The organism is Sphingobacterium sp. UBA5789, assembly GCF_002418355.1.
Lineage (GTDB): Bacteria > Bacteroidota > Bacteroidia > Sphingobacteriales > Sphingobacteriaceae > Sphingobacterium.
Genome location: NZ_DIDX01000008.1, coordinates 44,056 through 66,638, shown reverse-complemented (window position 1 = coordinate 66,638; position 22,583 = coordinate 44,056). Strand labels below are relative to the sequence as shown.

The 22,583-nt window shown below is 39.5% G+C and carries 20 protein-coding genes and 1 riboswitch; of the genes, 9 read left to right on the top strand and 11 right to left on the bottom strand.

Features of this window, described 5'->3' with window-relative positions:
* Positions 1-52: 52 nt before the first annotated feature.
* Both B4B65_RS21270 and B4B65_RS21265 read left to right on the top strand, forming a co-directional pair.
* On the top strand, positions 53-1,384 hold the full coding sequence (locus B4B65_RS21270; protein WP_293918687.1) for an amidohydrolase family protein: 1,332 nt from the start codon (positions 53-55) through the stop codon (positions 1,382-1,384).
* Positions 1,385-1,391: 7 nt separating this feature from the next.
* Positions 1,392-2,066, top strand: coding sequence for an ankyrin repeat domain-containing protein (locus tag B4B65_RS21265; RefSeq protein ID WP_293918685.1), 675 nt, complete (start codon positions 1,392-1,394; stop codon positions 2,064-2,066).
* A gap of 95 nt (positions 2,067-2,161) precedes the next feature.
* Here B4B65_RS21265 and B4B65_RS21260 read toward each other — a convergent pair whose 3' ends face one another.
* Entirely contained in the window at positions 2,162-2,713 is a 552-nt protein-coding gene (locus B4B65_RS21260) for a thioredoxin family protein (protein ID WP_293918683.1), read from the bottom strand.
* A 214-nt stretch (positions 2,714-2,927) separates the two neighbouring features.
* On the opposite strand from B4B65_RS21260, the gene dnaK reads away from it, so the two are divergent.
* Positions 2,928-4,835: a molecular chaperone DnaK gene (gene dnaK, locus B4B65_RS21255; RefSeq protein ID WP_293918681.1), complete on the top strand. Its 1,908-nt coding sequence runs from the start codon at positions 2,928-2,930 to the stop codon at positions 4,833-4,835.
* Positions 4,836-4,896: 61 nt separating this feature from the next.
* On the opposite strand, the gene B4B65_RS21250 is transcribed toward dnaK, so the two are convergent.
* The 5 genes from B4B65_RS21250 to B4B65_RS21230 form a co-directional block, all read right to left on the bottom strand.
* Positions 4,897-5,097 (bottom strand): helix-turn-helix transcriptional regulator, encoded by a 201-nt coding sequence (locus B4B65_RS21250; protein ID WP_293918679.1) that lies wholly within the window; start codon positions 5,095-5,097, stop codon positions 4,897-4,899.
* Positions 5,087-5,560: a hypothetical protein gene (locus B4B65_RS21245; RefSeq protein ID WP_293918677.1), complete on the bottom strand. Its 474-nt coding sequence runs from the start codon at positions 5,558-5,560 to the stop codon at positions 5,087-5,089. Before B4B65_RS21245 ends, B4B65_RS21250 begins: the two co-directional genes overlap by 11 nt.
* Positions 5,561-5,630: 70 nt before the next feature.
* A complete protein-coding gene (locus B4B65_RS21240) occupies positions 5,631-6,302 on the bottom strand; it encodes a TIGR02117 family protein (RefSeq protein WP_293918675.1) in 672 nt (223 codons plus the stop codon).
* Positions 6,303-6,408: 106 nt separating this feature from the next.
* Complete coding sequence (locus B4B65_RS21235) at positions 6,409-7,320, bottom strand: nucleotidyltransferase family protein (protein WP_293918673.1); 912 nt, start codon at positions 7,318-7,320, stop codon at positions 6,409-6,411.
* A 67-nt stretch (positions 7,321-7,387) separates the two neighbouring features.
* The gene (locus tag B4B65_RS21230) at positions 7,388-8,929 is read right to left on the bottom strand and encodes a helicase HerA-like domain-containing protein (protein WP_293918671.1); all 1,542 of its coding nucleotides are present in this window, start codon (positions 8,927-8,929) and stop codon (positions 7,388-7,390) included.
* A gap of 280 nt (positions 8,930-9,209) precedes the next feature.
* Between B4B65_RS21230 and B4B65_RS21225 the strand changes: the two genes are divergently transcribed.
* From B4B65_RS21225 to B4B65_RS21215, 3 genes are all read left to right on the top strand, one after another.
* Positions 9,210-9,485 (top strand): hypothetical protein, encoded by a 276-nt coding sequence (locus tag B4B65_RS21225; RefSeq protein WP_201681660.1) that lies wholly within the window; start codon positions 9,210-9,212, stop codon positions 9,483-9,485.
* 87 nt (positions 9,486-9,572) lie between these two features.
* On the top strand, positions 9,573-11,108 hold the full coding sequence (locus tag B4B65_RS21220; RefSeq protein ID WP_201680800.1) for a SulP family inorganic anion transporter: 1,536 nt from the start codon (positions 9,573-9,575) through the stop codon (positions 11,106-11,108).
* Positions 11,109-11,178: 70 nt separating this feature from the next.
* Positions 11,179-11,826, top strand: a complete 648-nt coding sequence (locus B4B65_RS21215; RefSeq protein WP_115168940.1) for a carbonic anhydrase — start codon at positions 11,179-11,181, stop codon at positions 11,824-11,826.
* Between the two features lie 38 nt (positions 11,827-11,864).
* Here the strand turns inward: B4B65_RS21215 and B4B65_RS21210 are convergent, their stop codons facing one another.
* Positions 11,865-13,133, bottom strand: coding sequence for a hypothetical protein (locus B4B65_RS21210; protein WP_293918666.1), 1,269 nt, complete (start codon positions 13,131-13,133; stop codon positions 11,865-11,867).
* Positions 13,134-13,244: 111 nt separating this feature from the next.
* Between B4B65_RS21210 and B4B65_RS21205 the strand changes: the two genes are divergently transcribed.
* Both B4B65_RS21205 and B4B65_RS21200 read left to right on the top strand, forming a co-directional pair.
* Positions 13,245-14,915 (top strand): glutamine--tRNA ligase/YqeY domain fusion protein, encoded by a 1,671-nt coding sequence (locus tag B4B65_RS21205; RefSeq protein ID WP_201680802.1) that lies wholly within the window; start codon positions 13,245-13,247, stop codon positions 14,913-14,915.
* A 198-nt stretch (positions 14,916-15,113) separates the two neighbouring features.
* Positions 15,114-15,701 carry an outer membrane beta-barrel protein gene (locus tag B4B65_RS21200; protein ID WP_236582310.1) on the top strand — a complete coding sequence of 196 codons (588 nt, stop codon included), beginning with the start codon at positions 15,114-15,116 and terminating at the stop codon, positions 15,699-15,701.
* A 77-nt stretch (positions 15,702-15,778) separates the two neighbouring features.
* Here the strand turns inward: B4B65_RS21200 and B4B65_RS21195 are convergent, their stop codons facing one another.
* From B4B65_RS21195 to B4B65_RS21180, 4 genes are all read right to left on the bottom strand, one after another.
* The gene (locus tag B4B65_RS21195; RefSeq protein ID WP_293918662.1) at positions 15,779-16,735 is read right to left on the bottom strand and encodes a methylenetetrahydrofolate reductase; all 957 of its coding nucleotides are present in this window, start codon (positions 16,733-16,735) and stop codon (positions 15,779-15,781) included.
* Positions 16,736-16,843: 108 nt separating this feature from the next.
* A riboswitch (SAM riboswitch) is annotated at positions 16,844-16,949 on the bottom strand.
* Between the two features lie 67 nt (positions 16,950-17,016).
* The gene (locus B4B65_RS21190) at positions 17,017-17,739 is read right to left on the bottom strand and encodes a hypothetical protein (protein WP_293918660.1); all 723 of its coding nucleotides are present in this window, start codon (positions 17,737-17,739) and stop codon (positions 17,017-17,019) included.
* Between the two features lie 197 nt (positions 17,740-17,936).
* Entirely contained in the window at positions 17,937-18,461 is a 525-nt protein-coding gene (gene rimM / locus B4B65_RS21185) for a ribosome maturation factor RimM (protein ID WP_201680806.1), read from the bottom strand.
* Between the two features lie 114 nt (positions 18,462-18,575).
* Positions 18,576-19,115, bottom strand: coding sequence for a 30S ribosomal protein S16 (locus B4B65_RS21180; RefSeq protein ID WP_002999808.1), 540 nt, complete (start codon positions 19,113-19,115; stop codon positions 18,576-18,578).
* A gap of 235 nt (positions 19,116-19,350) precedes the next feature.
* Here B4B65_RS21180 and B4B65_RS21175 point away from each other — a divergent pair, with 235 nt between their 5' ends.
* Complete coding sequence (locus B4B65_RS21175) at positions 19,351-22,578, top strand: UvrD-helicase domain-containing protein (protein WP_293918657.1); 3,228 nt, start codon at positions 19,351-19,353, stop codon at positions 22,576-22,578.
* Positions 22,579-22,583: the final 5 nt, after the last annotated feature.

Below are 22,583 nucleotides of genomic sequence, written 5' to 3'. Positions count from 1 at the left end.
TCAATTCGGCTTTAAAGGTTCTTATTTTTGTTAAAACATCTCAAGTCGTCCTATGCATTCCATATCAAGAAAAGATTTTATAAAGAGTTCGTCTCTGCTGCTGGCAGGCGGCAGCGTCTTAAAGGGAGAAACCTCCCCTGTGAAACAAGCTATCCAAATGGAACCAACCAACACATACAATAATTCAGCATTAGTCCTCAAAAATGTCCGATTGGAAACAGGTTTTGAATACGAAAATGAGGAAATCATTGGAACCAAAACAGACTTGTTTACGCTGGAATTCGAAAACGGAAAAATAAAGGCCATACTTCCTAACAAGCCTGATGCAGAAGCCGTGGATGCCAAAGGCTTCTTAATGCTTCCTGCAATGAAGGATATGCACATCCACCTGGACAAAACCTATTACGGTGGTCCCTGGAAAGCCCGGTCTAAGAAAAACAGATCAGTCAAAGATATGATAGTCTTTGAACAGAAATTAATGCCTCAACTCTTGCCGTCATCAACTTATCGTGCAGAAAAGCTGATCGAGCTCTTACAGTCTCATGGGGTTAATTTCGCGAGAAGTCATGTCAATATAGAGCCTGCCTCTAAACTTGATTCGTTAAAAAATCTACAGGTTGCCATTGAGAACAAAAAAGATTCGTTTGGTACAGAATTGGTGGCCTTCCCACAACATGGAATATTCTATTCTCACTCAGAACAACTAATGAAAGATGCCGCCACCATGGATATAGATTTTATTGGCGGACTAGATCCTTTCTCTATCGATGGAAGTATGGAGAAAAGTATTGACTTTATCGTCCAACTGGCTTTGGACAATAATAAAGGAATAGATATACATCTTCATGAAGGAGGGGAATCGGGACTCAAAACGGTAGAATACCTTATTCAAAAGGTAATGGAAAATCCCGCTTTGCAGCATAAAACATTCTTGAGTCATTGTTTTGTTCTGGCGAAACTAGAGAATCAGAAACTACAGGAGACAGCCGAAAGATTAGCAAATGCTCATGTAGGCATCATATCTACAGTTCCGTTTGGAGGAATTATCATGCCAATTCCTACCCTTTATAAATATGGAGTAGATGTACGTACAGGTAATGACAGTATCATCGATCATTGGAATACATTCGGATCCGGAAGCATTCTTCAGAAGTCCAACCTGATGGCTCAGTTATATGGATATTCAACAGAATTTGAGCTATCCAGATGTTTAAAGATTGCAACTCATAATATTCTTCCGCTCGATGACCAAGGCAACAGACAGTGGCCTCAGATCAACGATCAGGCAGATGTTATTCTGGTAGACGCAAGCTGCTCCGCAGAAGCTGTAGCACGGATATCACCTGTCAAATCATTAATTCATCAGGGTAACATTATTTATTAATCTTATTATGAATCAATTTTTCTTATTCTTTTCCATCATTTTTCTCAATGCCTGCGAGACAGATATGAAATCCGAAACATCGTCACAACTTCAGACTTCTATAGTAGAAGCTGTTAAATCAAATAAACTGGCAGAAGTAGAATCTCTTCTTAAAAACGGAGCCAATGTCAATTCAAAAGATAAAAATGCAAAATCATTGTTGTTAATTGCGACCCAGTCACGATACATCGAGATGGCGAAATTGCTGATCAACAACGGAGCCGATGTCAATCTGCAGGATGACATTTTCGACAGTCCCTTTCTGTATGCCGGAGCGGCAGGATATACGGAATTAGTACAGCTTTTTCTTGAACACGGAGCCCGCTTCGATATATATAACCGCTACCATGGCACCGCTTTGATACCCGCTTGCGAAAGAGGACATCTGGATGTTGTAAAATTACTGTCAGGAACTCCGAAATTTCCCATTAATCATATTAACAGACTTGGCTGGACAGCTTTAATGGAAGCCGTAGTCCTCGGAAATGGCAGTGAAGTTTATGTCGAAATCGTGAATACATTGATAAAAGGAGGTTGCGACATCAATATTCCGGACAAAGATAATGTAACTGCTCTGGAACATGCAAAAGCCAGAGGATATACCGCTATCGCTCAGGTTCTGGAGAATGCAGGCAAGCGATAAACTCAAAAAAACTCATCCCTACCTCATTGAAAAACATAAACGTCCGGCAAAATTGCCGGACGTTTATGTTTTTATAATAACTATCATTAAAGATATCAGCTTAACAAACTGATCAGTTCACGCTGAATTTCTTCACCTTTATCCTGATTATACCATTTTTGGATTTCTTCTTTTATTTCTTCAAACTCAGCTCCTTTTGCTTTCATCTCCACAAAAACAGCTGTACATCCATCTGGTCTTGGACCCCATACGGCCAGATCTTTCCCTTCTTCATCACGAATAATCAATTTAGGAATAGACTTTCCGCCGTTGGTCAGATATTGCTCAATTAAAAAAGGAGCTGTATCCCTCAACTGGATATCCAATTCAATATTCGGATTGTCTTTAACCATCTTATAAATCATTGGAACCGAATGTGCAGCATCTCCACACCAGGGTTCGGTAATCAGAATCCAATGTTGCTTTGTTGTAATAGCTGCGAAAAAAGCTTTTGTTTCTGCTGAAGGTTCAAACTTTTTTAACCAACGGCTCATTCTGCTCCAGTTCATTTTGGTATAGTGAAAATATTCTTCATCCAGATACGCCTGGTGTGCCGCAGGATTATTAAGAATATCTTCGAAATACCCTAAGTATGCTTCAAATTTCATGATCTGCCTTCTAATAATGTTTTTTGAGAGTGCAAATGTGACAAAATAAATATACCAAAGCAATAAAGACAGTGCATTAAAACAATGATATGACAGTTTGTCACTCAAAACATAGTTTAAAACCTTATTTGTACGATTTTGAGCTAAAGCTACCAATTGGCATAAGGGTTGATAATAGTATTGCGAAACATTAAAAATAAATAAAATACAAGATATGTCTAAAATTATAGGAATTGACTTAGGTACTACGAACTCATGCGTTGCTGTAATGGAAGGTAACGAGCCAGTAGTTATAGCCAACAACGAAGGTAAACGTACTACACCTTCTATCGTTGCATTTGTTGATGGAGGAGAGCGCAAGGTAGGTGATCCTGCAAAACGTCAAGCAATTACAAATCCCCACAAAACGGTTTATTCTATCAAACGTTTTATGGGTACATCTTACGATGAATCTGTTAAAGAAGCAGAACATGTACCATATAATGTTGTAAAAGGTGACAATAATACACCTCGTGTAGAAATCGACGACCGCAAGTATACTCCTCAGGAGATTTCAGCTATGATTCTTCAGAAAATGAAGAAAACTGCTGAAGATTTCTTAGGTCAGGAAGTTACAGAAGCCGTTATCACTGTACCTGCATACTTTAATGATGCACAGCGTCAGGCTACAAAAGAAGCAGGAGAGATTGCAGGTCTGACAGTAAAACGTATTATCAATGAACCTACTGCTGCTGCGTTGGCATATGGTCTGGATAAAGCGCATAAAGACATGAAAATCGTTGTCTTTGACTGTGGTGGTGGTACACATGACGTTTCAGTCCTGGAATTAGGTGATGGTGTATTTGAAGTAAAATCTACTGACGGTGATACACACTTAGGTGGTGACGACTTTGATAATGTAATCATCAACTGGTTGAACGATGAATTCAAAAATGAAAACGGTGGCTTTGATCTGAAAAAAGATCCTATGGCATTGCAACGTCTGAAAGAAGCTGCTGAAAAAGCAAAAATTGAATTGTCAAGCACAACTTCTACAGAAATCAATCTGCCATATATTACAGCTGATGCTACAGGTCCGAAACACCTGGTACGTACATTATCACGTGCTAAATTCGAATCTCTTGCTGCAGATCTAATCCAACGTACTATCAAACCTTGTGAATCTGCATTGAAAAATGCCGGATACAGCAAATCTGACATCGATGAAATTATCCTTGTAGGTGGTTCAACTCGTATCCCTGCAATCGTTGATGCTGTTAAAAACTTCTTTGGAAAAGAGCCTTCAAAAGGTGTTAACCCGGATGAAGTAGTAGCATTAGGTGCTGCAATTCAGGGTGGTGTATTGACAGGTGAAGTAAAAGATGTATTGTTATTAGATGTTACACCTCTTTCATTGGGTATCGAAACAATGGGTGGTGTAATGACCAAGTTGATCGAAGCGAATACAACTATTCCTACGAAAAAATCTGAAACATTCTCTACAGCATCTGACAACCAGCCTTCTGTAGAAATTCATATCCTTCAGGGTGAGCGCCCAATGGCAGCTCAAAACCGTACAATCGGTCGTTTCCACCTGAATGATATTCCTTCAGCTCCTCGTGGAGTGCCTCAGATCGAAGTAACATTTGATATTGATGCCAACGGTATCATCAAGGTTTCGGCAAAAGATAAAGCAACCGGAAAAGAGCAAAATATCCGTATTGAAGCATCTTCAGGTTTATCTGATGAAGAAATCCAAAAAATGAAACAAGAAGCTGAAGCAAATGCGGATGCAGATAAGAAAATCAAAGAAGAAGCAGATAAAATCAATGCTGCAGATGCTTTAGTATTTTCTACTGAAAAACAACTAAAAGAATACGGAGATAAGATCTCTGCAGACAAAAAAGCAACAATCGAAGCTGGTTTAGAGAAATTAAAAACTGCTTATGCTGCTAAAAACTTTGCAGATATCGATACTGCTTCAGCAGAATTACAAGCTGCATGGAATGCTGCTTCTGAAGAAATGTATGCAGCATCTAACAATGGTGCACAACCTCAGGGTGATGCCGGACAAGGCCAGCCAGGTGGAAATCAGGGCGGAGCAGATGATGTAACTGACGTAGATTACGAAGAGGTAAAATAACAACCTCCTTTTTACATAACAAAGCCCGAAGGTAATACCTTCGGGCTTTTGTTTTTAAGCTCTAATCTTCCTCTTCCAGCTCAAATAATTCTTCAACAGACTTTTCCAAAGCCTGCGATATTTTTAAAGAAAGTACGGTCGAAGGAACATACTTACCTGCTTCTAATGCATTAATGGTTTGCCTGCTCACATTTACCAAAATGGCTAATTGCTCCTGAGAATACCCCTTTATAACCCTGTTTATTTTAATATTATTCTTCACCTATACTCTTCTTATTTAATCTGAAAATACTAATATGAAAGATGATGATATAAAATAACAGCAGTTCCTGAGGAAATAAGGATATGATCCTCACGAACGTAGTACCATAAACAAAAACAGTAGCGATAAAACAGAAAATCAAGGCGTAAATAATAGCCCAGGACCACGAAAACAACCGGACTGAATTAATCATCTCATCCTCAACCTTATTCCTTGAAAATGCTATAGCAGCCAGACCAAAAAGAGTTAAACTAAGAAACAAAGTCAATGTAATTTCCACCTCCATAAACTTCAGAAATCCTTTTTCACTCATAAAAGTATCATTGATAAGAACAAAAGATTTAGTGTAGATGCCTTCTCCTCCTCTTTCTATGCTATCAATTACATAAAGAACAAGGGTCAGTGTAAATAAAACCACGCCTATCCAACGGAAATATCGGGGTAATAAAGGAATTTTTTTCATAATGATTCATAGGTTTACATTTGTTAATAAGACAAATGTAAAATAAACTTTACATTATGACAAATAAACTTTACTTTTTATAATGGCTTAATATTCCTTTATCAAGTGTTGCCCACATACCGGCAGGCATATTTGCTCTTTTCAATCCCTGATTGGTCCAGGTATTACAGGAATAAAACATACTGTAAGCCCCTTTAGCTTCATAGAAAGCGTCCGAATTTGTATACTGTGCGTTTGTCTGTATCACAATTGGATTTCCCTGACTATCATAATCCAATGCTTCCTTAACATGATCTATAAGCGCATGATATTGAGCTGTATCGATCATCCATTTATAACAGAGTTCATCTTCCACGATACGCTTATAATAAGTTACATGTAATGCTGTTTCTCCCAGACCTGTTGCTGCCACAAACGCTGTAGAAGCTTTAAGATCTTTCCATTCCGGTGTATTCAGATAAAATCCCTTATCTCCCCAGCCTATACTCACATAATTATAGACTGTATCTTTACTTATATTATTACTGTAAGGGAAGATAGTTGTCCAGTCCATGTTGCCCTGCTTTACAGGAAGTACAAGATCTGTATGTACGCCATTAGACATAATGTATACCGTGATGGTCTTTGGAGCGTCTGATGTGGTCACACGAGCGGGTATCCGGGATAGAATACGTTCTGCTAACCAGTAAACTAATACAATGGCGATGATAGAACCGAAAATTATCATCAGGATTTTAAACATTTTTCTGAGCACAGGCTTATCGTGTTAGAGATTGTTAACTTATTATCAAACATAAAAAAATCCCGTAACATATTGTTACGGGATTTCTATTAATCGTATCTATCGCTTAAAATAATTTTTCCGGATAAGCTCCGTCCGCTACAAGCTTGGAAATGCTCTCCTGAACGATCTCTTTATCTTCTTTATAAGTTACTCCAAACCATTTGGATGAAGTAGGGATTACCTTAAAGTCTGTCTGTCCTGTTTGAACCAGCGCATCTGCTACAGAAGGAATAAAGAATTCTGATTTAGGATCATCCGCATTTTCTTCCACAAATGTGTGGAACATTTTTTCTGCCTGTTCAAATACCAATGGTGTAAAACCCCAGAAGTTCATAGAAACACGGCTATTCGGATCCAGCTCAGTCTCTACTCCGTTTTCCTCAAAAACAATTTTCTTCTCCCCATAGATCTCTTTATAATAGATCTTTGTCCGTTCAGTTACACTTTTCATATGACCAGAGTCTGAGACTTCGCAAACACCTCTGGATACATATCCATGATCCGACAAGGTATTATCTACACGGAATCCCATGAGAGCCATTTGCTTATCTGTCACTTCTGTTGTCAGAAATTCTGCCATCTTCACAAAAGAATCCGTTCCGTAAAAATCATCTGCATTGATAACACAAAAGGGCTCATTGATCTGATTCTTCGCACTTAATACAGCGTGTGCTGTACCCCATGGTTTAGAACGTTCTATCTCTCTGTCTATTCCAAATTTTTTTAAATCGAAATCCTGAAAGGCATAATCAACTTCAATCTTACCGCTCAACTTAGCGTCAAAGACTTCTCTCATTTTATCGACAAATTCTTCTCTGATAATAAATACGACCTTTCCGAACCCGGCATTAATCGCATCATAAATAGAATAGTCAATAATAGTCTCGCCGTGAGGACCAAAACTATCAATTTGTTTTAAAGAACCATAGCGACTAGCCATTCCCGCAGCTAATATCAATAAAGTTGGTTTACCCATATTTTTTATTATAGTTTACAAGTTGAAAATAACAGTGTTACTGAAAGTTGCAAAGATACAATTTCTATTATTTTTTCTTTAGAAAAGCTGTTAAAAGTCCGTTAGCCAGCTTACTTAGTAACTTCACGCCTTCTCTGGCCAATGTAGTGGTGGCTGTTTTCTGTGCAGCCTCCATTGGTGTTTGTCTTCTAGAAGCGGGACGACCTGATGCTGACTGCGCTTTGGCAGCCTCCTGCTGAGCCTTAGCCCGTTGTGCTTCTTCCATTTTTTCTTCAATAATTTCTTCTGCACTACGGTTATTGACAGACTCTTTATATTTCTGCAGTAAAGGCGAATTATTGATAATGTCCGTGTACGTTTGCGGATCTACAGGCCCCATTACAGAGCGCGGCCCTATCATATGCGTAGCGACTACTTCGGTAGGAATACCTTTATCATTCAATACGGTGATCATGGCTTGCCCTGTACCTAAAGAAGTAAGAATCTTATCTATCTCATAAAATTCAGAATGCGGATATGTCTTTACAGTCTTCCTCAGTGCTTCGGCATCGTTGGGCGTAAATGCCCGCAGCGCATGCTGAACACGGTTCCCCAATTGGCCAAGAACTGTTTCGGGTACATCCGTTGCAGCCTGCGTACAAAAGAACACTCCAACTCCTTTTGACCGGATCAAGCGTATGATCTGCTCTACCTGAGAGAGAAATGCTTTCGAAGCACCGTTAAACAACAAATGAGCCTCGTCAAAGAAAAACACAAGTTTTGGTCTGTCCAGATCACCTACTTCCGGAAGATTTTTGAAAAGCTGTGCAAGCAGACTTAATAAAAATGTAGAAAACAATAAAGGCTGGTCCTGTACATCCGAAATATTTAAAAGGCTGATAACACCCTTACCGTCTATTTTCTGGAACAGATCCTGAATTTCAAATTCTTTCTCTCCGAAAATATGTGCCAGCCCCTGCTGTTCGATGGCTACTATTTTTCTCAGAATTGTCCCGGAGGTAGCTGAACTGATTCGGCCGTAATCATTACTGATTTCTGCCGCTCCTGGCCCATCTGAAAGATAGGAAAGCAGTTTCTTTAAATCAACAAGGTCTACTAACGGCATTTGCTTATCACCGGCATATTTGAATATCGCCGCTAATACACCTGACTGTGTTTCATTCAAATCCAGTATACGGGACAAAAGTACCGGCCCGAAGTCCTCTATAGTGATCCGCATCGGAATCCCCTTATTGCCACTCAGCGAATAGAGCTCTACAGGAAAATTCTGAGGTTGAAAAGGGTATGCAATAGCCTGCCCTCTTTCCTCCAGTGCCGGATTCGATTTTCCTTCCTGCGCAAAGCCGGATAAATCACCTTTCACATCCAACATAAATACTGGAACCTGCTCATTGGAAAGTTGTTCTGCAATAAGTTGCAAAGTCCTCGTCTTACCGGTACCAGTAGCACCGGCAATCAGACCATGTCTGTTCATCATCTTCAGTGCAAGGTTTACTTTTGCTTCTGCGACGATCTCTCCATTGAAAATTCCTGCACCCAGGAAAATAAAAGCACCCTTAGGTTGATAAGAGGCTGTAATCTTTTCAATAAATTGTTCCTTTGTTACCATAAAGTTCTATAATACTATCTCCGGATATAATGTGAAGATAAGATAGTTTACGGACTATATCAAAGATCGTGCAAAAAGCTTTGAATAGAATTTTGTATCTGAAAAGTCATCTTTTGCAAAATTTATGTTATAAAAAGTCATTTATTTAGTCTTTAATTTTGTTTTTTATTTTTTTCGCCTATTTTTGTGTTGTTAGTATAAAGTAACACGAACCAGAATGTTTAGCAGAAAGCACAGAAAAGTATCAGCATTAATTTGCTTTTTCATCTTCTTCACGAAGATGATGATTTCTGCTACACCTATCTTTTCTTCTTCTGTAGACAAGGATCACATCCTGCAAGTCGTACTACAGATTGAGATTGAGAATAACGCAAAAGCGCCATCTCAGGCTGAAGATCATCAGGATAGTGGTTCTAAATATTTCAGTGGAACTGCCGACATTACTACATTCTCCTGTCCGGAGACAGTCGTCAAGAATAATGAATTCCACTTGTGGGATGAAAAACACATCTGTGCCTTTCACCCGTCTGTACCCACCCCTCCGCCTAACTGTTAATCAACTATCGCATTAGTTGAGCTGAGCACCTGTATCCGGGTCTCAGACTATTATCATTAGATTTTTTAACAGTAAAACACCATTTTTATGTTTGGTACACGTATGTCTGCTTTTCTAAAACTATCGAAAAGAGACTTAAAATATGATTTCCCTTCAAGTATTGTCGTATTTTTAGTGGCTTTGCCATTATGTCTTGGTATTGCCATGGCATCGGGAGCACCTCTTTTTGCAGGCATCTTGACGGGAATAATCGGAGGTATTGTAGTAGCCTCTATCAGTAAATCACCTCTTAGTGTCAGTGGTCCGGCCGCAGGTCTGACGGTGATCGTACTTGGTGCGATCCAGCAACTGGGCGCTTATGAGACATTTTTATTAGCGGTAGTAATTGCCGGAATTATACAATTGATTCTCGGTATCGTGAAGGCAGGTATGATCGGAAATTATTTCCCTTCCTCTGTCATCATCGGTATGCTTGCTGCAATTGGTATCACTATTATCCTCAAGCAAATTCCATTAGCGATGGGACTAACGGAAAAACATGCTTTTGAAATGGATAACGGTGGAGGTGTTGCTGCTTTTGCAGATACATTACTGGATTCAATTAGTTATGGTGCATTGATCATCTGTTTGCTTTCATTAGCGATTCTGATCTACTGGCCTAAACTTCCGAAGGTAAACAAAATTCCGGCACCTCTATTAGTTGTAGCAGTGGGACTTGGTTTAGCGATGGCATTTCAGGGTACTTCCTTTCAGTTAAGTCAGGCACAACTTGTGACTGTACCTGTGGTAGGATCGTTTTCAGAATTTACTGGCCTATTTACGCTGCCGGATTTCTCTCAGATCTTAAATAAAGAGGTATGGATAGTAGCTTTTACAATTGCTATCATTGCCAGTCTGGAGACACTTCTTAGCATAGAGGCTGTAGATAAGATAGATCCGTTCAAACGCAACACACCAACTAACAGAGAGCTGATTGCACAAGGTGTGGGTAATATGGCCAGTGGTATGCTGGGTGGTCTTCCTATGACTTCGGTAATCGTACGTTCTTCTGCCAATGTAAATGCAGGTGGACGCACACGTCAGTCTGCGATGTTACACGGTTTATGGTTATTTATAGCCTTATTAGCTATACCTACTGTATTAAACATGATTCCACTATCTTGTCTTGCCGCTATTCTATTGCATACCGGTTATAAGTTAGCAAAGCCTGCTCTCTTCAAAGAGATGTATGTTAAGGGTTGGGATCAGTTTATTCCTTTCTTCATGACAATCGCTGTAGTAGTATTTACAGATTTGTTGACAGGAGTTGGTGTAGGTATAGTAGTTGCAACGTTCTATATCCTGAAAGCAAATATGAAAAATGCATTCAAATTTGATATTATCAAACAGGATGATAATGAGAAGGCTGTAATTACACTTGCCGAAGAAGTTACTTTTCTGAATAAAGTGCCGATTCAGCAAAAATTATACAGCTTACCCAAGAACATTGATAAAATCGAAATTAATGGGTCACAAAGTAAATTCATTGATAAAGACGTCATTGAGGTCATTAAAGACTTCCAGCAAAATGCGATTAGTAAAGGGCGGGATATTCAATTAACAGATATAGTTTATAAAAAATAAAACATTTAATTACCGAGATTTGTATATATCAAAGCGGTAAATTTTCACGAAGTAATTTCAAATATTAACAATGGAAAATAAAGATTTAAAGTTAGGATTCGACAAAATTTTAGATGGCAACAAGGAATGGATGGACTTTGTTAAAAATGACACCTCCGGCCGTTTTCAACAACTTGCAAAAGGACAAAATCCGGAAATTTTATGGATAGGCTGTGCAGACAGCCGTGTTCCGGCAAATGAACTTACCGGCACAAAGCCTGGTGAGGTATTCGTACACCGTAACATTGCCAATGTATGTGTACACTCTGACATGAATATGCTGAGCGTATTAGACTATGCGGTCAATGTTCTTAAAGTAAAACATGTAATCGTTGCAGGTCACTATGGATGTGGTGGTGTTGCAGCATCTTTAAGCCGTAAACAATTTGGTGTAATAGATAACTGGTTATGTCATATCAAGGATGTATATCGTTTACATGCTGCTGAAATTGATGCAATCGAAGATCCTGAACAAAAAACAAATCGTCTGGTTGAACTAAATGTTGTAGAACAGGTATTCAATCTTTGTACCACATCTATTGTACAGAATGCATGGAAAGAACGTGATGACTTAGCCGTACACGGTATGGTAATCAATATTGGATCCGGAGAGCTGATCGATCTTGACACCACATTCACAAATAATGAATCTTTAGGAAAAGTGTTTGCCTACTCTTAACTAAATCAAAGGAGATCCGAATCGGATCTCCTTTTTTACTACCTGATTATTTTACCGGACTGGTCTGTCCGTACAACAAAAGGTTTACAGTATTTATCGACAATAACAGCAAACTGATATTTGCTTACCGTTTTAGTACTATCATATTCCCCTTCAAATTTTAATTTTTTATGCCAGTCCTGCATGATCTGTTTATCCAGCTCATCTCCCCGCTGACTAACATATTTAATCAGACTCAACAGGTCTTTCCACTTTATAATATCTCCTCCATTATCTAAAAACCAGATCTGACTTCGGGAATACAACTGATTAAACACGGGTTTGATTTCATCAAACCGTACACTATCCTCCCCGTTGAACAGATATCTTCCTTCTCTGAATTCACCTTTCAACACTCCGGCAAGACCGAATTTTTGTAAACCTGTGGCATGCACATCGTCTACCGGAATATCCTCATAAGGGATAATCTTTGCATCATACTGTAGTAATTCATCCTGCAACTTACGGATATCAATCTGGTCAGCATCTGTTTTGAAAAATGCACAATATGCTGCCATGGCGCCCAACGTCTGTCCGACAGCACTTCTGAACGGGATATCATCTGCAGATGCGGACTTAAGTTTGTTGCCTAACGGATTTTGGAAGTAATTATCCTTCTGGCTTTGCAAAAATACGTTTAAAGGAATAGACAATGTCTTTTCAGCCAGACGTCCGCTAGCCAGAATCGTCCGTTGATCCTGAAGAGTATATGCATCCGGCTCCTGCAATTCTATCGTATTCATGAGAGATAACCCGGCCAATGCGACCAGCTCATTTCCTGCAGAAAGATCTATAACAGACAACACTTCATATTTAGCTTTATCAGCTAATACAATATCCCACCGTTTACCCGTTCGTTTTAAGGAGGTAATTTTTTGATTTTTAATCATCCGGAGATTAGGTTCGCCGCTAACCATTCGTTCAATGCCATTCTTAAAAAGCTGAGGATTCGTATCGATTCTTAATAACCGGACTGATGAATCATTTTTCGGAAGAGCTGGATTTGCAGCAAACAGCAGCGATCTCCATAATCCGGCATCCAGATTGTGCTGACCAGACAATGTAATACTTTTTTCTGTGAGAGAAGGAACTAACGTCTGCTGATCGACGATCCACAAAGTAGCCACTCCTGACTTTGCACTTTGCAAGGCTGCAGAAAAAGCTTCAATGTCATTCCCATAAACTAATAATGCTGGTTTTTTGTTTTTTTGAGCAAATGATAAAAAGGGAAGAAACAATGCGAGCAAAATGCCTGTAAATCTGATCATAATGAATACTTGTCAATTAAGGAATTAAAGATAGGAAAACCTTTGAAATACGCGTCTTATGTACGGTGATTAGCATATAAAAATATCATGCTTAATAGCTAACTTTGTAACATGGAAAATGAAGTAAAATCATTAAATTTTATTGAAGAGATCGTTGAGGAGGATCTTCGGACAGGCAAGCACGATGGTCGTGTGTTGACCCGATTCCCTCCTGAGCCGAATGGTTACCTTCATATCGGACATGCTAAATCCATCTGTCTGAATTTCGGATTAGCAAAGAAGTATAATGGAAAAACAAACCTTCGCTTTGACGATACGAACCCTGTGACTGAGGACACAGAGTATGTAGAAAGCATTAAGAAAGACATTCAATGGCTTGGTTTTCAATGGAACCAGGAATTATATACATCCGATTACTTCCAGCAACTTTATGATTTCGCACTCGAACTCATCAGAAAAGGATTAGCTTACGTAGATGACAGCACTGCTGAAGAAATAGCTGCAGCAAAAGGCACACCTACTGAGCCAGGAATACCTACACCTTACCGGGATCGTACAGTAGAGGAAAACATCACACTTTTTGAAGAGATGAGAGCCGGAAAATATAAAGAAGGTGAAAAAGTTTTACGTGCAAAGATTGATCTTGCTAATCCGAATATGCATCTGCGTGATCCGCTTTTGTATCGGATCAAATTTGCAGACCATCACCGTACAGGCAATACATGGCCTATCTATCCGATGTATGACTTTGCACATGGACAAAGTGATGCGATTGAAAAGATCACTCACTCCTTGTGTACACTGGAGTTTATTCCTCACCGCCCGCTGTATGACTGGTGCATAGATAAATTGGAGATTTACCCTTCAAAACAGTATGAATTTGCGCGACTGAACCTGAATTATACGGTTATGAGTAAGCGTAAATTGCTGCAACTGGTAAATGAAAAACATGTTGAAGGGTGGGACGATCCGCGTATGCCTACGATCAGCGGTTTACGTCGTCGCGGCTACACACCTGCCAGTATCGTAGACTTCTGTGAGCGTATTGGTATTGCTAAACGCGAAAATATTATCGATGTAAGTCTGCTGGAATTCTGTATCCGTGAAGATCTGAATAAGACAGCATGGCGCAGAATGGCAGTGTTAGATCCTGTCAAAATGATCATTACCAACTATCCGGATGGACAGGTAGAAGAACTGGAAGGAGAAAATAATCCGGAAGTAGAAGGCGGGGAAGGCTCACGTAAAATTCCGTTCAGCAAGGAAGTATGGATAGAACGTGAAGACTTTATGGAGAATGCTCCAAAGAAATTCTTCCGTTTAGGGCCTGGTTTATCTGTACGTCTTAAACATGCTTATATCGTAGAATGCCATGATTTTGTGAAGGATGAAAATGGTAATATCACAGAAATTCACTGTAACTATATTCCAAATTCAAAATCCGGAGAAGATACAAGTGGCCTTAAAGTAAAAGGAACGATTCATTGGGTATCTGTGCCACATGCACAAGAAGCTGAGGTAAGACTCTATGACCGTCTGTTTAACGTAGAAAATCCTGCTGCAGAAGAAGACTTCAAATCTACCATCAATGCAGACAGTCTTAAAATTATTCCTAAAGCTTATTTAGAGCCTGATATGGCCAATGCGGAATTAGGCAGAGGCTATCAGTTTATCCGACTGGGATATTATACATTAGATACCCGTTCCGCTAAGGATCATCTGGTATTTAACCGTACTGTCACCCTTAAAGACTCCTGGGCAAAAGAAGTCAAAAAAGGATAAGCATATCTCCACAATTAAAAAAAAGTCCTGTTCTGCGAAAGAAGAACAGGACTTTTTTATGTTGCCTGTCTGCATTATTTTCTTCCATTTTCTGAAATATAAAATTGTCTCTGCACTTATTTTAATTCCTGATTCCGATCATATTTTTAAGCTCCTATGCTACTTAGATTTGAAGTAGTTAAACAAATATTATATGCTATGAAAAAGTTATTATTCTCAATTATTGCAATGTTACTTATCGGTACAGCAGCTGTTCAGGCTCAGGGATTCAAAGGAAAATGGTTTATCATGGGCGAGGCAGGTTATTCCACTCAATCGGACGGAAATATTCAGCATTACAGTGTCCTTCCTGTTGTGGGTACATTCGTTGCCCCAACGACCGCAGTTGGTATTGGCGTAGGATATTTAGGTCAGAAAGATAAAACGGTTCCTGATGTTATCGGCAAAGAAGAAGCATTTATCGTACAGCCATTGGCCCGGAAATATTGGAGCATCACGGACAACTTTTTGATTTTTGGTCAGGCAGCAGTTCCTTTGACTTTTGGCAAAAATACCATTGATGCAAATGGGGTAAAAGCTGACAGCAAATTCACCGGATATGGTGTACAGCTATCTCCGGGAATAGATTATTTCCTGAGCAGTCATTTTTCAATAGAAGCATCTTTCGGACTGGTTGGCTGGTCTGCAGTGAAACCTAAGGATGGAGAAACAGCAAATGATTTTAATATTGGTGTGAATTCCGGATTTCAAAACGGAGTCAAATTCGGACTCAAATATATCTTTTAACCCCCAGCATCCTATTTAACAAGCAAGGCCTGTATATGTAATATGCAGGTCTTGTGATTTGTTGATTTAAAACGAATTTAGAACAACTGTTCCACAATTTTTTTGGTGGGTCCCGGATTACTCATGGTATAGAAGTGAAGCACCGGAGCGCCAAATTCTATCAGTTCCTTACACTGCTGTACCAGCCATTCATGTCCTACCTGTTTTACATCGGCATTAGTATGACAATCAGCAATGGCGTCACTAAGCTCTTCCGGAATATCCAGGTGAAAGACACGAGGCAATGTCACCAATTGTTTTTTGGAAGTAATTGGCTTCAATCCCGGAATAATAGGTACATTAATATCATGCTCCCGGCATTTGATTACAAAGTCTTTATATTTCTGAACATTAAAAAACATCTGAGTTACAATAAACTCTGCTCCCATTTCTATCTTCTTCTTTAGAAATTTGAAATCCGTATTAAAGTTAGGGCTTTCAAAGTGCTTCTCCGGATATCCGGCAACACCTATACAGAAGTTGGTTTTTTCTGAAGTTTCGACATCCTCATGCAGATATCTGCCTTGATTCATATTTGACACCTGTTGCAGCAGATCTGTCGCGAAAGAATGTCCTCCTTCTGTCGGGATAAAGTTTGCATCTCCTCTGCGTGCATCTCCTCTTAGCAACAGCACATTATCAATGCCCAGGAAGTTGAGATCAATCAATGCATTTTCAGTTTCCTCTTTCGTAAATCCACCACAAATAAGATGAGGAACAGCATCTACCTTATATTTGTTCATTATTGCAGCGCAGATTGCTACTGTTCCCGGACGTTTACGATAGGATACTCTTTCCAAAAGTCCGTTTTCATGTTCTTTATACAGGTAATCTTCGCGATGGTAGGTAACATCTATAAACGGAGGTTTGAATTCCATCATTTCGTCCATGGTTTCATATATACTCTGTATGCTCTGTCCTTTCGCAGGAGGCAATAACTCAAAGGAAAACAAGGTTTTACCTTTGGCATTTTGAATATGGTCAATAATTTTCATTTAGCCGGCCAAACTTCAACATGTTCATTCATGTTGACACTTTTTAATTTCAATAATAAAATAATGTATGAAGGCTCGTAGAGAAAGACACCAGGTATTCGGTGTTTCCGCTTATCTTTCCCTTCTTTAGTTGGGGTAGAATGTAGCACCTTGTCTCCAAGACAGGTTGCCAAGGCTTCATTGGGTCTAGTCCCTCTGCCTTTCACTATAAGCGTAACTAATATCGATATTCAAAGTGAAAAGTCAAAATTAAAAAAGTAAAACCTGTCACTTATCTCTATTTATTGTTTGTCACTGAGGGCATTCCGGAGATCTTTGAGGTAATAGAAAACAACCAGAAGACCCGATCTTTTATATCGGTTGGCATCTGTATTCTTAAATGTTTCGTACAACATCTCATACGCTCGGTATGCGTCGGTCTCATCATAAAAGATATCTTTCCAGCTCTGCGGTACATCATCCCATTCCCGGAGTACGATACCATTTTCAAGATATCGCAGCGGAGTAGGAATTCCGTCCATTTTGTATCCGTGATAGACCCCTGAATGGAGTACATGCTGAACATATGCACAGACGTAATCCAGATTATTCAATAATCTTGTCTTGATTTCGGCATCCGATTCGCTGTCCAGCGGAGCAATTCTCCATGTATTGACTTCGTATGTAAATTTACTATCCGTCTCAACAGATTGGGTACTATCTAACGTAAAATTAAAATACAGACGCTCATTTGCTGATATTGCACGGCTGCTGACCTCATCAAAAACACCCACAAGCTGAATACAATCCGGTCGCTGTTCCTTGATCTCCAAAATTAATTCAGAACCGTCCTTGTCCTTCAGCTTAACTTCATTCTTTACCAATTCATAATCCCCGTGCATTAGGACATCCTCGATGGCCAGTACGAAAGTATTATCCTTATTCAATACGAGAAAAGAGCGGTGATAAATCTCATGTTCACAGGTAACGTTACACCCTACACTTCCCCTGTCGGTCTTTTTCATAGCCTTATAAACAGACTCTTTATATCCGCATGTCATTTGATAATTCCCCGGTTGAAGCTGGATTGTTTCGGTACACGATCCGATGAAGAAAGGCAAGAGGAATAAAAGAATATATTTCATAATACAGGATTGCAGCAATTCAGTTTTGGTTCCCGAATATAAATAGAAAAAGCTACTCAGAAAAGAGCAGCTTTTTGTTATTCGCTATATAGTTCTACCAAACCTTCCGGCAGGTCTACTTCAATAATCTCTTCTTCAGGATCAATACCCAGTATCAGATCATCATTCAACGGAAACATCAGCTCCTTTCCCTTAAAATCAACCCTTGCTATAAATTGCTGAGGCAATTCCTGAACTTCTATGATTTCCCCCAATTCACCATGTACCTCATCAATAACCAGAAAGCCTTTGAGATCAGTCAGTCTGAAATCATCAGGATCACGCTCTGGCATCTTATCATTAGGAAGATACATTTTCTTGTGTACCAATGGCTGTGCTTTATCAATATGATCTACATCTTCGAGATTGAGGTAGGCCGTACTATTGGATTGTAACTTGATATTTTCTACAAAGTAAGGGACAAGCTTCTTATTGATCTCCACAAAAAGTACATCAATATCCAGATCCTGATAATCTTCAAATTCAAAAAACAGCTGCAGTTCTCCCTTCAGTCCTCTTGTCTTGCTGATGTATCCAATATAAAAACTCTGATCTATGGTCATGATGTAACGTAAAATATAAAAATAAAGATTCAGACGGACTATCAGATTCCATCTTTTACAAAAAAGCCGTCCCGGTTTGCGGGGCGGCTTAATTTTTTACTTCGTGATATGTGATTATCCTTCAGTTTCTTCAGTGTTTTCAGCGCCTTCAGTAGCTTCTGGTGCTTCTACTTCTTCAGCAGATTCTTCTACTGCAGGAGTGTTTTTTGCAGCGATAGCAGCTGCTTTGTCAGCTTTTTTCTTAGCTTCAGCAGCTAATGCAGCTTTCTTAGCTTCTTCTTTAGAAGAAGTCAGACTATCTTTTTTACCATCGATTTTAGCAGTTTTTTCTTTAGACCATTCTGCGAATAGTTCTTCAGCTTTTGCTGCATCGAAAGCACCTTTTTTCACACCACCTTCTAAGTGTTTTTTGTATAATACACCTTTGTAAGAAAGGATAGCGCGAGCAGTATCAGTAGGCTGAGCACCTTTGTTCATCCAATCTAACGCTTTTTCGAAATCCAAAACGATAGTTGCAGGATTTGTGTTAGGGTTGTAAGAACCAAGACGTTCGATAAATTTACCATCACGTGGTGCACGTGAATCTGCTACTACTACGTGGTAAAAAGGTTTTCCTTTTTTACCATGTCTTTGCAATCTGATTTTAGTTGCCATGTTTTAATTTTGTTTTATGTATTCAACATATCCCCCGTACTGTATGTAAGAGGGGACGCAAAGATAAAAAGATTATTCCGGATTGTCAACTCTTATCTAATCAAGGGATTAAATTCATCTGTCTTCAGCCTATAGAATCTTCATAAACGAATTGCGGGCTGACTTTTTGATTAGGAGAAGAGCTCTTGCCAAATAATATGTAACTTCATCCTTTGTAAAACATATGTATTCATTTATGTCAGGGATCTTACCTCTAAAAATACTTAAAGCTTCAGCAGGATCAGGTAAAACATTTAGCCTTGCAGTGCACTATCTGACGCTGTTATTTCATCACGAATATAAATATCGGGAAATATTAGCTGTAACTTTTACAAATAAAGCCACGGAGGAGATGAAAACCAGGATTCTGGATGTATTAAAAGGACTGGCAAACAATGATCCATCTCCAGGAACAGACAACTACAGACAACTGCTTTTAAAAGCCTATCCGCAGTATTCCCATATCGAATTACAGGAACGGGCACAGAAAATATACCGTCGTATCCTGCATGACTACAGCCATTTTTCCGTCAGCACTATTGATGGTTTCGTACAAAAGGTAATTCGGGGATTTGCCTTTGAACTAGGACTTGATGCCGCATATAGCCTTGAAATGAATCTCGACAAAGTGCAGGATCAGTTGGTCGACAGACTGGATCTGGAATTAGATGATAAACCGGAGCTGGTAGAATGGATTGTCGATCTCGCAAAAGAACGTATCGATAATGATAAAAGCTGGAATTATAAAGGAGAACTCCTGAGCCTTACCCGCGAAATATTTAAAGAACGTTTTACTGATTTTGAGACGGGACTTAATGAAATTGGTTATTCGAATATAGAAAAGGAATTTTCGAAATATGTACAATTGACCAAACAGCACATCAGGTATGTAGAAGAATCTTTGGTATCAAAAGCGCAGTCGGTATTACAAGCATTCCGGGACAGCAATCTCTCAACAGACGATCTCAAGGGTAAATCCCGCAATCCTCTGTTGAAACTGACCAAGATCACAGAGAAAGACTTTGGCCAGATTTCCTCCCTGCACAAACTGATTGACACACCGGAAGAGTGGTTTCAGAAGAATACAGATACCAGTCCTTTCTATTCCATCAATCCGTTATTAAAAGACCTGTGTACCTATTTTCAGAATGAAGAAGCATCGTATATCCTGGCCACTCAATTCCAGAACAATGTGTATTACCTTCGTCTTATGCAGGAACTTGCTCTCTTACTGCGGGCATACCGTGAGGAGAGTGGAAATCTGTTAATCAGCGATGCACAGCATTTATTAACCGGAATCACTGAAGATGCGGGAGATAATCCTTCTTTTATATGGGAAAAAATAGGCAACCGGTATCGAAATTTTCTGTTTGATGAGTTTCAGGACACTTCCGTTTCCCAATGGAAAAGCTTCAGATCCTTAGTGCAGAATGCAATCTCTGCACCCAGCGAAGAATTTATTGACCACCTTATCGTTGGCGATACAAAACAGTCTATATATCGTTGGCGTAATGGCGACTGGAGCATACTTGAAAGCGGAGCCAAAGCAGATTTGGGTAGCCATCATATTGTGGATGACAATCTGGAAGATAACCACAGAAGCAGTTCGGCTATTATTGAATTTAATAACTTTTTATACGCTTCCTTTCCCCGTCTACTGCAGGATAAACTCAATTTATTAGTAGCAGAAACCGAAAAGACAGAACTCCTGGACTGGTGGGTTGCCAAAGGCTATCACGATATTATCAATTCTATTTTTGAAAATGTCCGGCAGAATACAACTCCAAGAACCCCGGAGGGGGGAATTATCAAGATCAGCAAATTCAGTAAACAGGAAGAAGAGGAGCGAATATTCAGCGATTCCGTATTTAGAGAATACGCACTGCAGGATACCATTGAAGAAATCCGGCGTATACAGCAGGATTTCCATTATATCTACAGTGAGATGTGTGTACTGGTGAGGACCAATGGAGAGGCAGAGTCCGTTGTAAACGAACTGATGGCTGCAGGTATTCCTGTTGTGTCCGGAGATGCGCTGATGATTACAAACAGCACAGCTATAAAGCTGATCATCAACACTCTGTATATTCTGGTAGGATATGATGAAAATACATCTTTGTATAAGGCTAATTGTATTTCGCTTTATCATAAAATCCGGGACATTGCCATTGACCCTGATATATTCCTGACGATCAAAGGAAAGAGCTTATCACAGCTTTCAGGAATACTCCCTCCTGCCTTATGCGAAGAAGCCAATAACTGGATGCAACTGCCTCTACCGGAACTGGTGGAACGTATCATCCATGCATATGGTCTGGACCAGAAACAGGAATATCTGGCTTACCTCCTTTCATTCCGGGATATTACCGCAAATGCAACAAAACAAGGAGAAAAAGGGATATTAAGTTTTCTGAACTGGTGGGAAGAAGACGGCGTACGAAAAACACTGCCTTCTCCTGATGCTGCTAATGCAGTACAGGTCATGACCATTCATAAATCCAAAGGTCTGGCTTTCCGCGCTGTATTTATTCCATTCTGTAACCTGGATCTGGGCGGAAAGACAAATGGAATATTCTGGGTCCCCGCAGTTAATACGCCCTATGAGGCCCTGAAAAGTATACCTTTGAAATACAAGGATGAATTAGCAAAGTCCAGTGTGGCAAACTATTACTTTGAAGAGAACTTGTACAGCCACATCGATGCCCTTAACATGATCTATGTGGCAACCACACGGGCAAAAGATTATCTGTATATAGGGATCAAGGAAAAGAAAGATTTGAAAAAGATAAGCAATACAGGCGATCTTTTCCAACTTGTTTTAGCAGAACATTTTGAATCTGAAGACGTGTATAATATTGAAAAACCGGTTCGGACAGATCGAAAACAAGATGCTCCTCAAACGATAGGCATGCATACCTACCCTACTTCCGACAGATTATCTGATATATATATTCCCCGGGAGGAAAAAAATGCGGCTCACGTTCTTCATATTGGACAGGCAGGAAGGCAGGGAAGTATACTTCATACCATACTTGCCGATATAAAATCTTTAGCCGAGCTCCCATCCTATCTGGATAGTCTCCTGTTAGAAGGAACAATTATGGAAGAGGAAAAGCTCCTGTTTCTGCAGGAAGCAACACGAGTATTACAACACGAACAGTTAAATGAGTTATTGACTAAAGCAGAGCAGCATTTTTCGGAAAGATCTATTGTCAGTGCGGACGGACATGTCTATCGTCCGGACAAAATACTGATTCAGGACAATTTTGTAGCCGTCATCGATTATAAATTTACATTTCAGGAGCATTCGGAACATTTGGATCAGGTTCGTATCTATATGGATCTTTTAAGTCAGATGGGCTATAAAGATGTGGAAGGATATTTATTCTATGCTACCACTAATACACTTAAACCTGTTATTTAATTGCG

What these genes read in the sequence shown, in the direction of transcription:
- B4B65_RS21270 (WP_293918687.1), top strand. Translation starts at nt 53, where the DNA reads ATGCATTCCATATCAAGAAAAGATTTTATAAAGAGTTCGTCTCTGCTG.
- B4B65_RS21265 (WP_293918685.1), top strand. Translation starts at nt 1,392, where the DNA reads ATGAATCAATTTTTCTTATTCTTTTCCATCATTTTTCTCAATGCCTGC.
- B4B65_RS21260 (WP_293918683.1), bottom strand. Translation starts at nt 2,713, where the DNA reads ATGAAATTTGAAGCATACTTAGGGTATTTCGAAGATATTCTTAATAAT.
- dnaK (WP_293918681.1), top strand. Translation starts at nt 2,928, where the DNA reads ATGTCTAAAATTATAGGAATTGACTTAGGTACTACGAACTCATGCGTT.
- B4B65_RS21245 (WP_293918677.1), bottom strand. Translation starts at nt 5,560, where the DNA reads ATGAAAAAAATTCCTTTATTACCCCGATATTTCCGTTGGATAGGCGTG.
- B4B65_RS21240 (WP_293918675.1), bottom strand. Translation starts at nt 6,302, where the DNA reads ATGTTTAAAATCCTGATGATAATTTTCGGTTCTATCATCGCCATTGTA.
- B4B65_RS21235 (WP_293918673.1), bottom strand. Translation starts at nt 7,320, where the DNA reads ATGGGTAAACCAACTTTATTGATATTAGCTGCGGGAATGGCTAGTCGC.
- B4B65_RS21230 (WP_293918671.1), bottom strand. Translation starts at nt 8,929, where the DNA reads ATGGTAACAAAGGAACAATTTATTGAAAAGATTACAGCCTCTTATCAA.
- B4B65_RS21225 (WP_201681660.1), top strand. Translation starts at nt 9,210, where the DNA reads ATGATGATTTCTGCTACACCTATCTTTTCTTCTTCTGTAGACAAGGAT.
- B4B65_RS21220 (WP_201680800.1), top strand. Translation starts at nt 9,573, where the DNA reads ATGTTTGGTACACGTATGTCTGCTTTTCTAAAACTATCGAAAAGAGAC.
- B4B65_RS21215 (WP_115168940.1), top strand. Translation starts at nt 11,179, where the DNA reads ATGGAAAATAAAGATTTAAAGTTAGGATTCGACAAAATTTTAGATGGC.
- B4B65_RS21210 (WP_293918666.1), bottom strand. Translation starts at nt 13,133, where the DNA reads ATGATCAGATTTACAGGCATTTTGCTCGCATTGTTTCTTCCCTTTTTA.
- B4B65_RS21205 (WP_201680802.1), top strand. Translation starts at nt 13,245, where the DNA reads ATGGAAAATGAAGTAAAATCATTAAATTTTATTGAAGAGATCGTTGAG.
- B4B65_RS21200 (WP_236582310.1), top strand. Translation starts at nt 15,114, where the DNA reads ATGAAAAAGTTATTATTCTCAATTATTGCAATGTTACTTATCGGTACA.
- B4B65_RS21195 (WP_293918662.1), bottom strand. Translation starts at nt 16,735, where the DNA reads ATGAAAATTATTGACCATATTCAAAATGCCAAAGGTAAAACCTTGTTT.
- B4B65_RS21190 (WP_293918660.1), bottom strand. Translation starts at nt 17,739, where the DNA reads ATGAAAAAGACCGACAGGGGAAGTGTAGGGTGTAACGTTACCTGTGAA.
- rimM (WP_201680806.1), bottom strand. Translation starts at nt 18,461, where the DNA reads ATGACCATAGATCAGAGTTTTTATATTGGATACATCAGCAAGACAAGA.
- B4B65_RS21180 (WP_002999808.1), bottom strand. Translation starts at nt 19,115, where the DNA reads ATGGCAACTAAAATCAGATTGCAAAGACATGGTAAAAAAGGAAAACCT.
- B4B65_RS21175 (WP_293918657.1), top strand. Translation starts at nt 19,351, where the DNA reads ATGTCAGGGATCTTACCTCTAAAAATACTTAAAGCTTCAGCAGGATCA.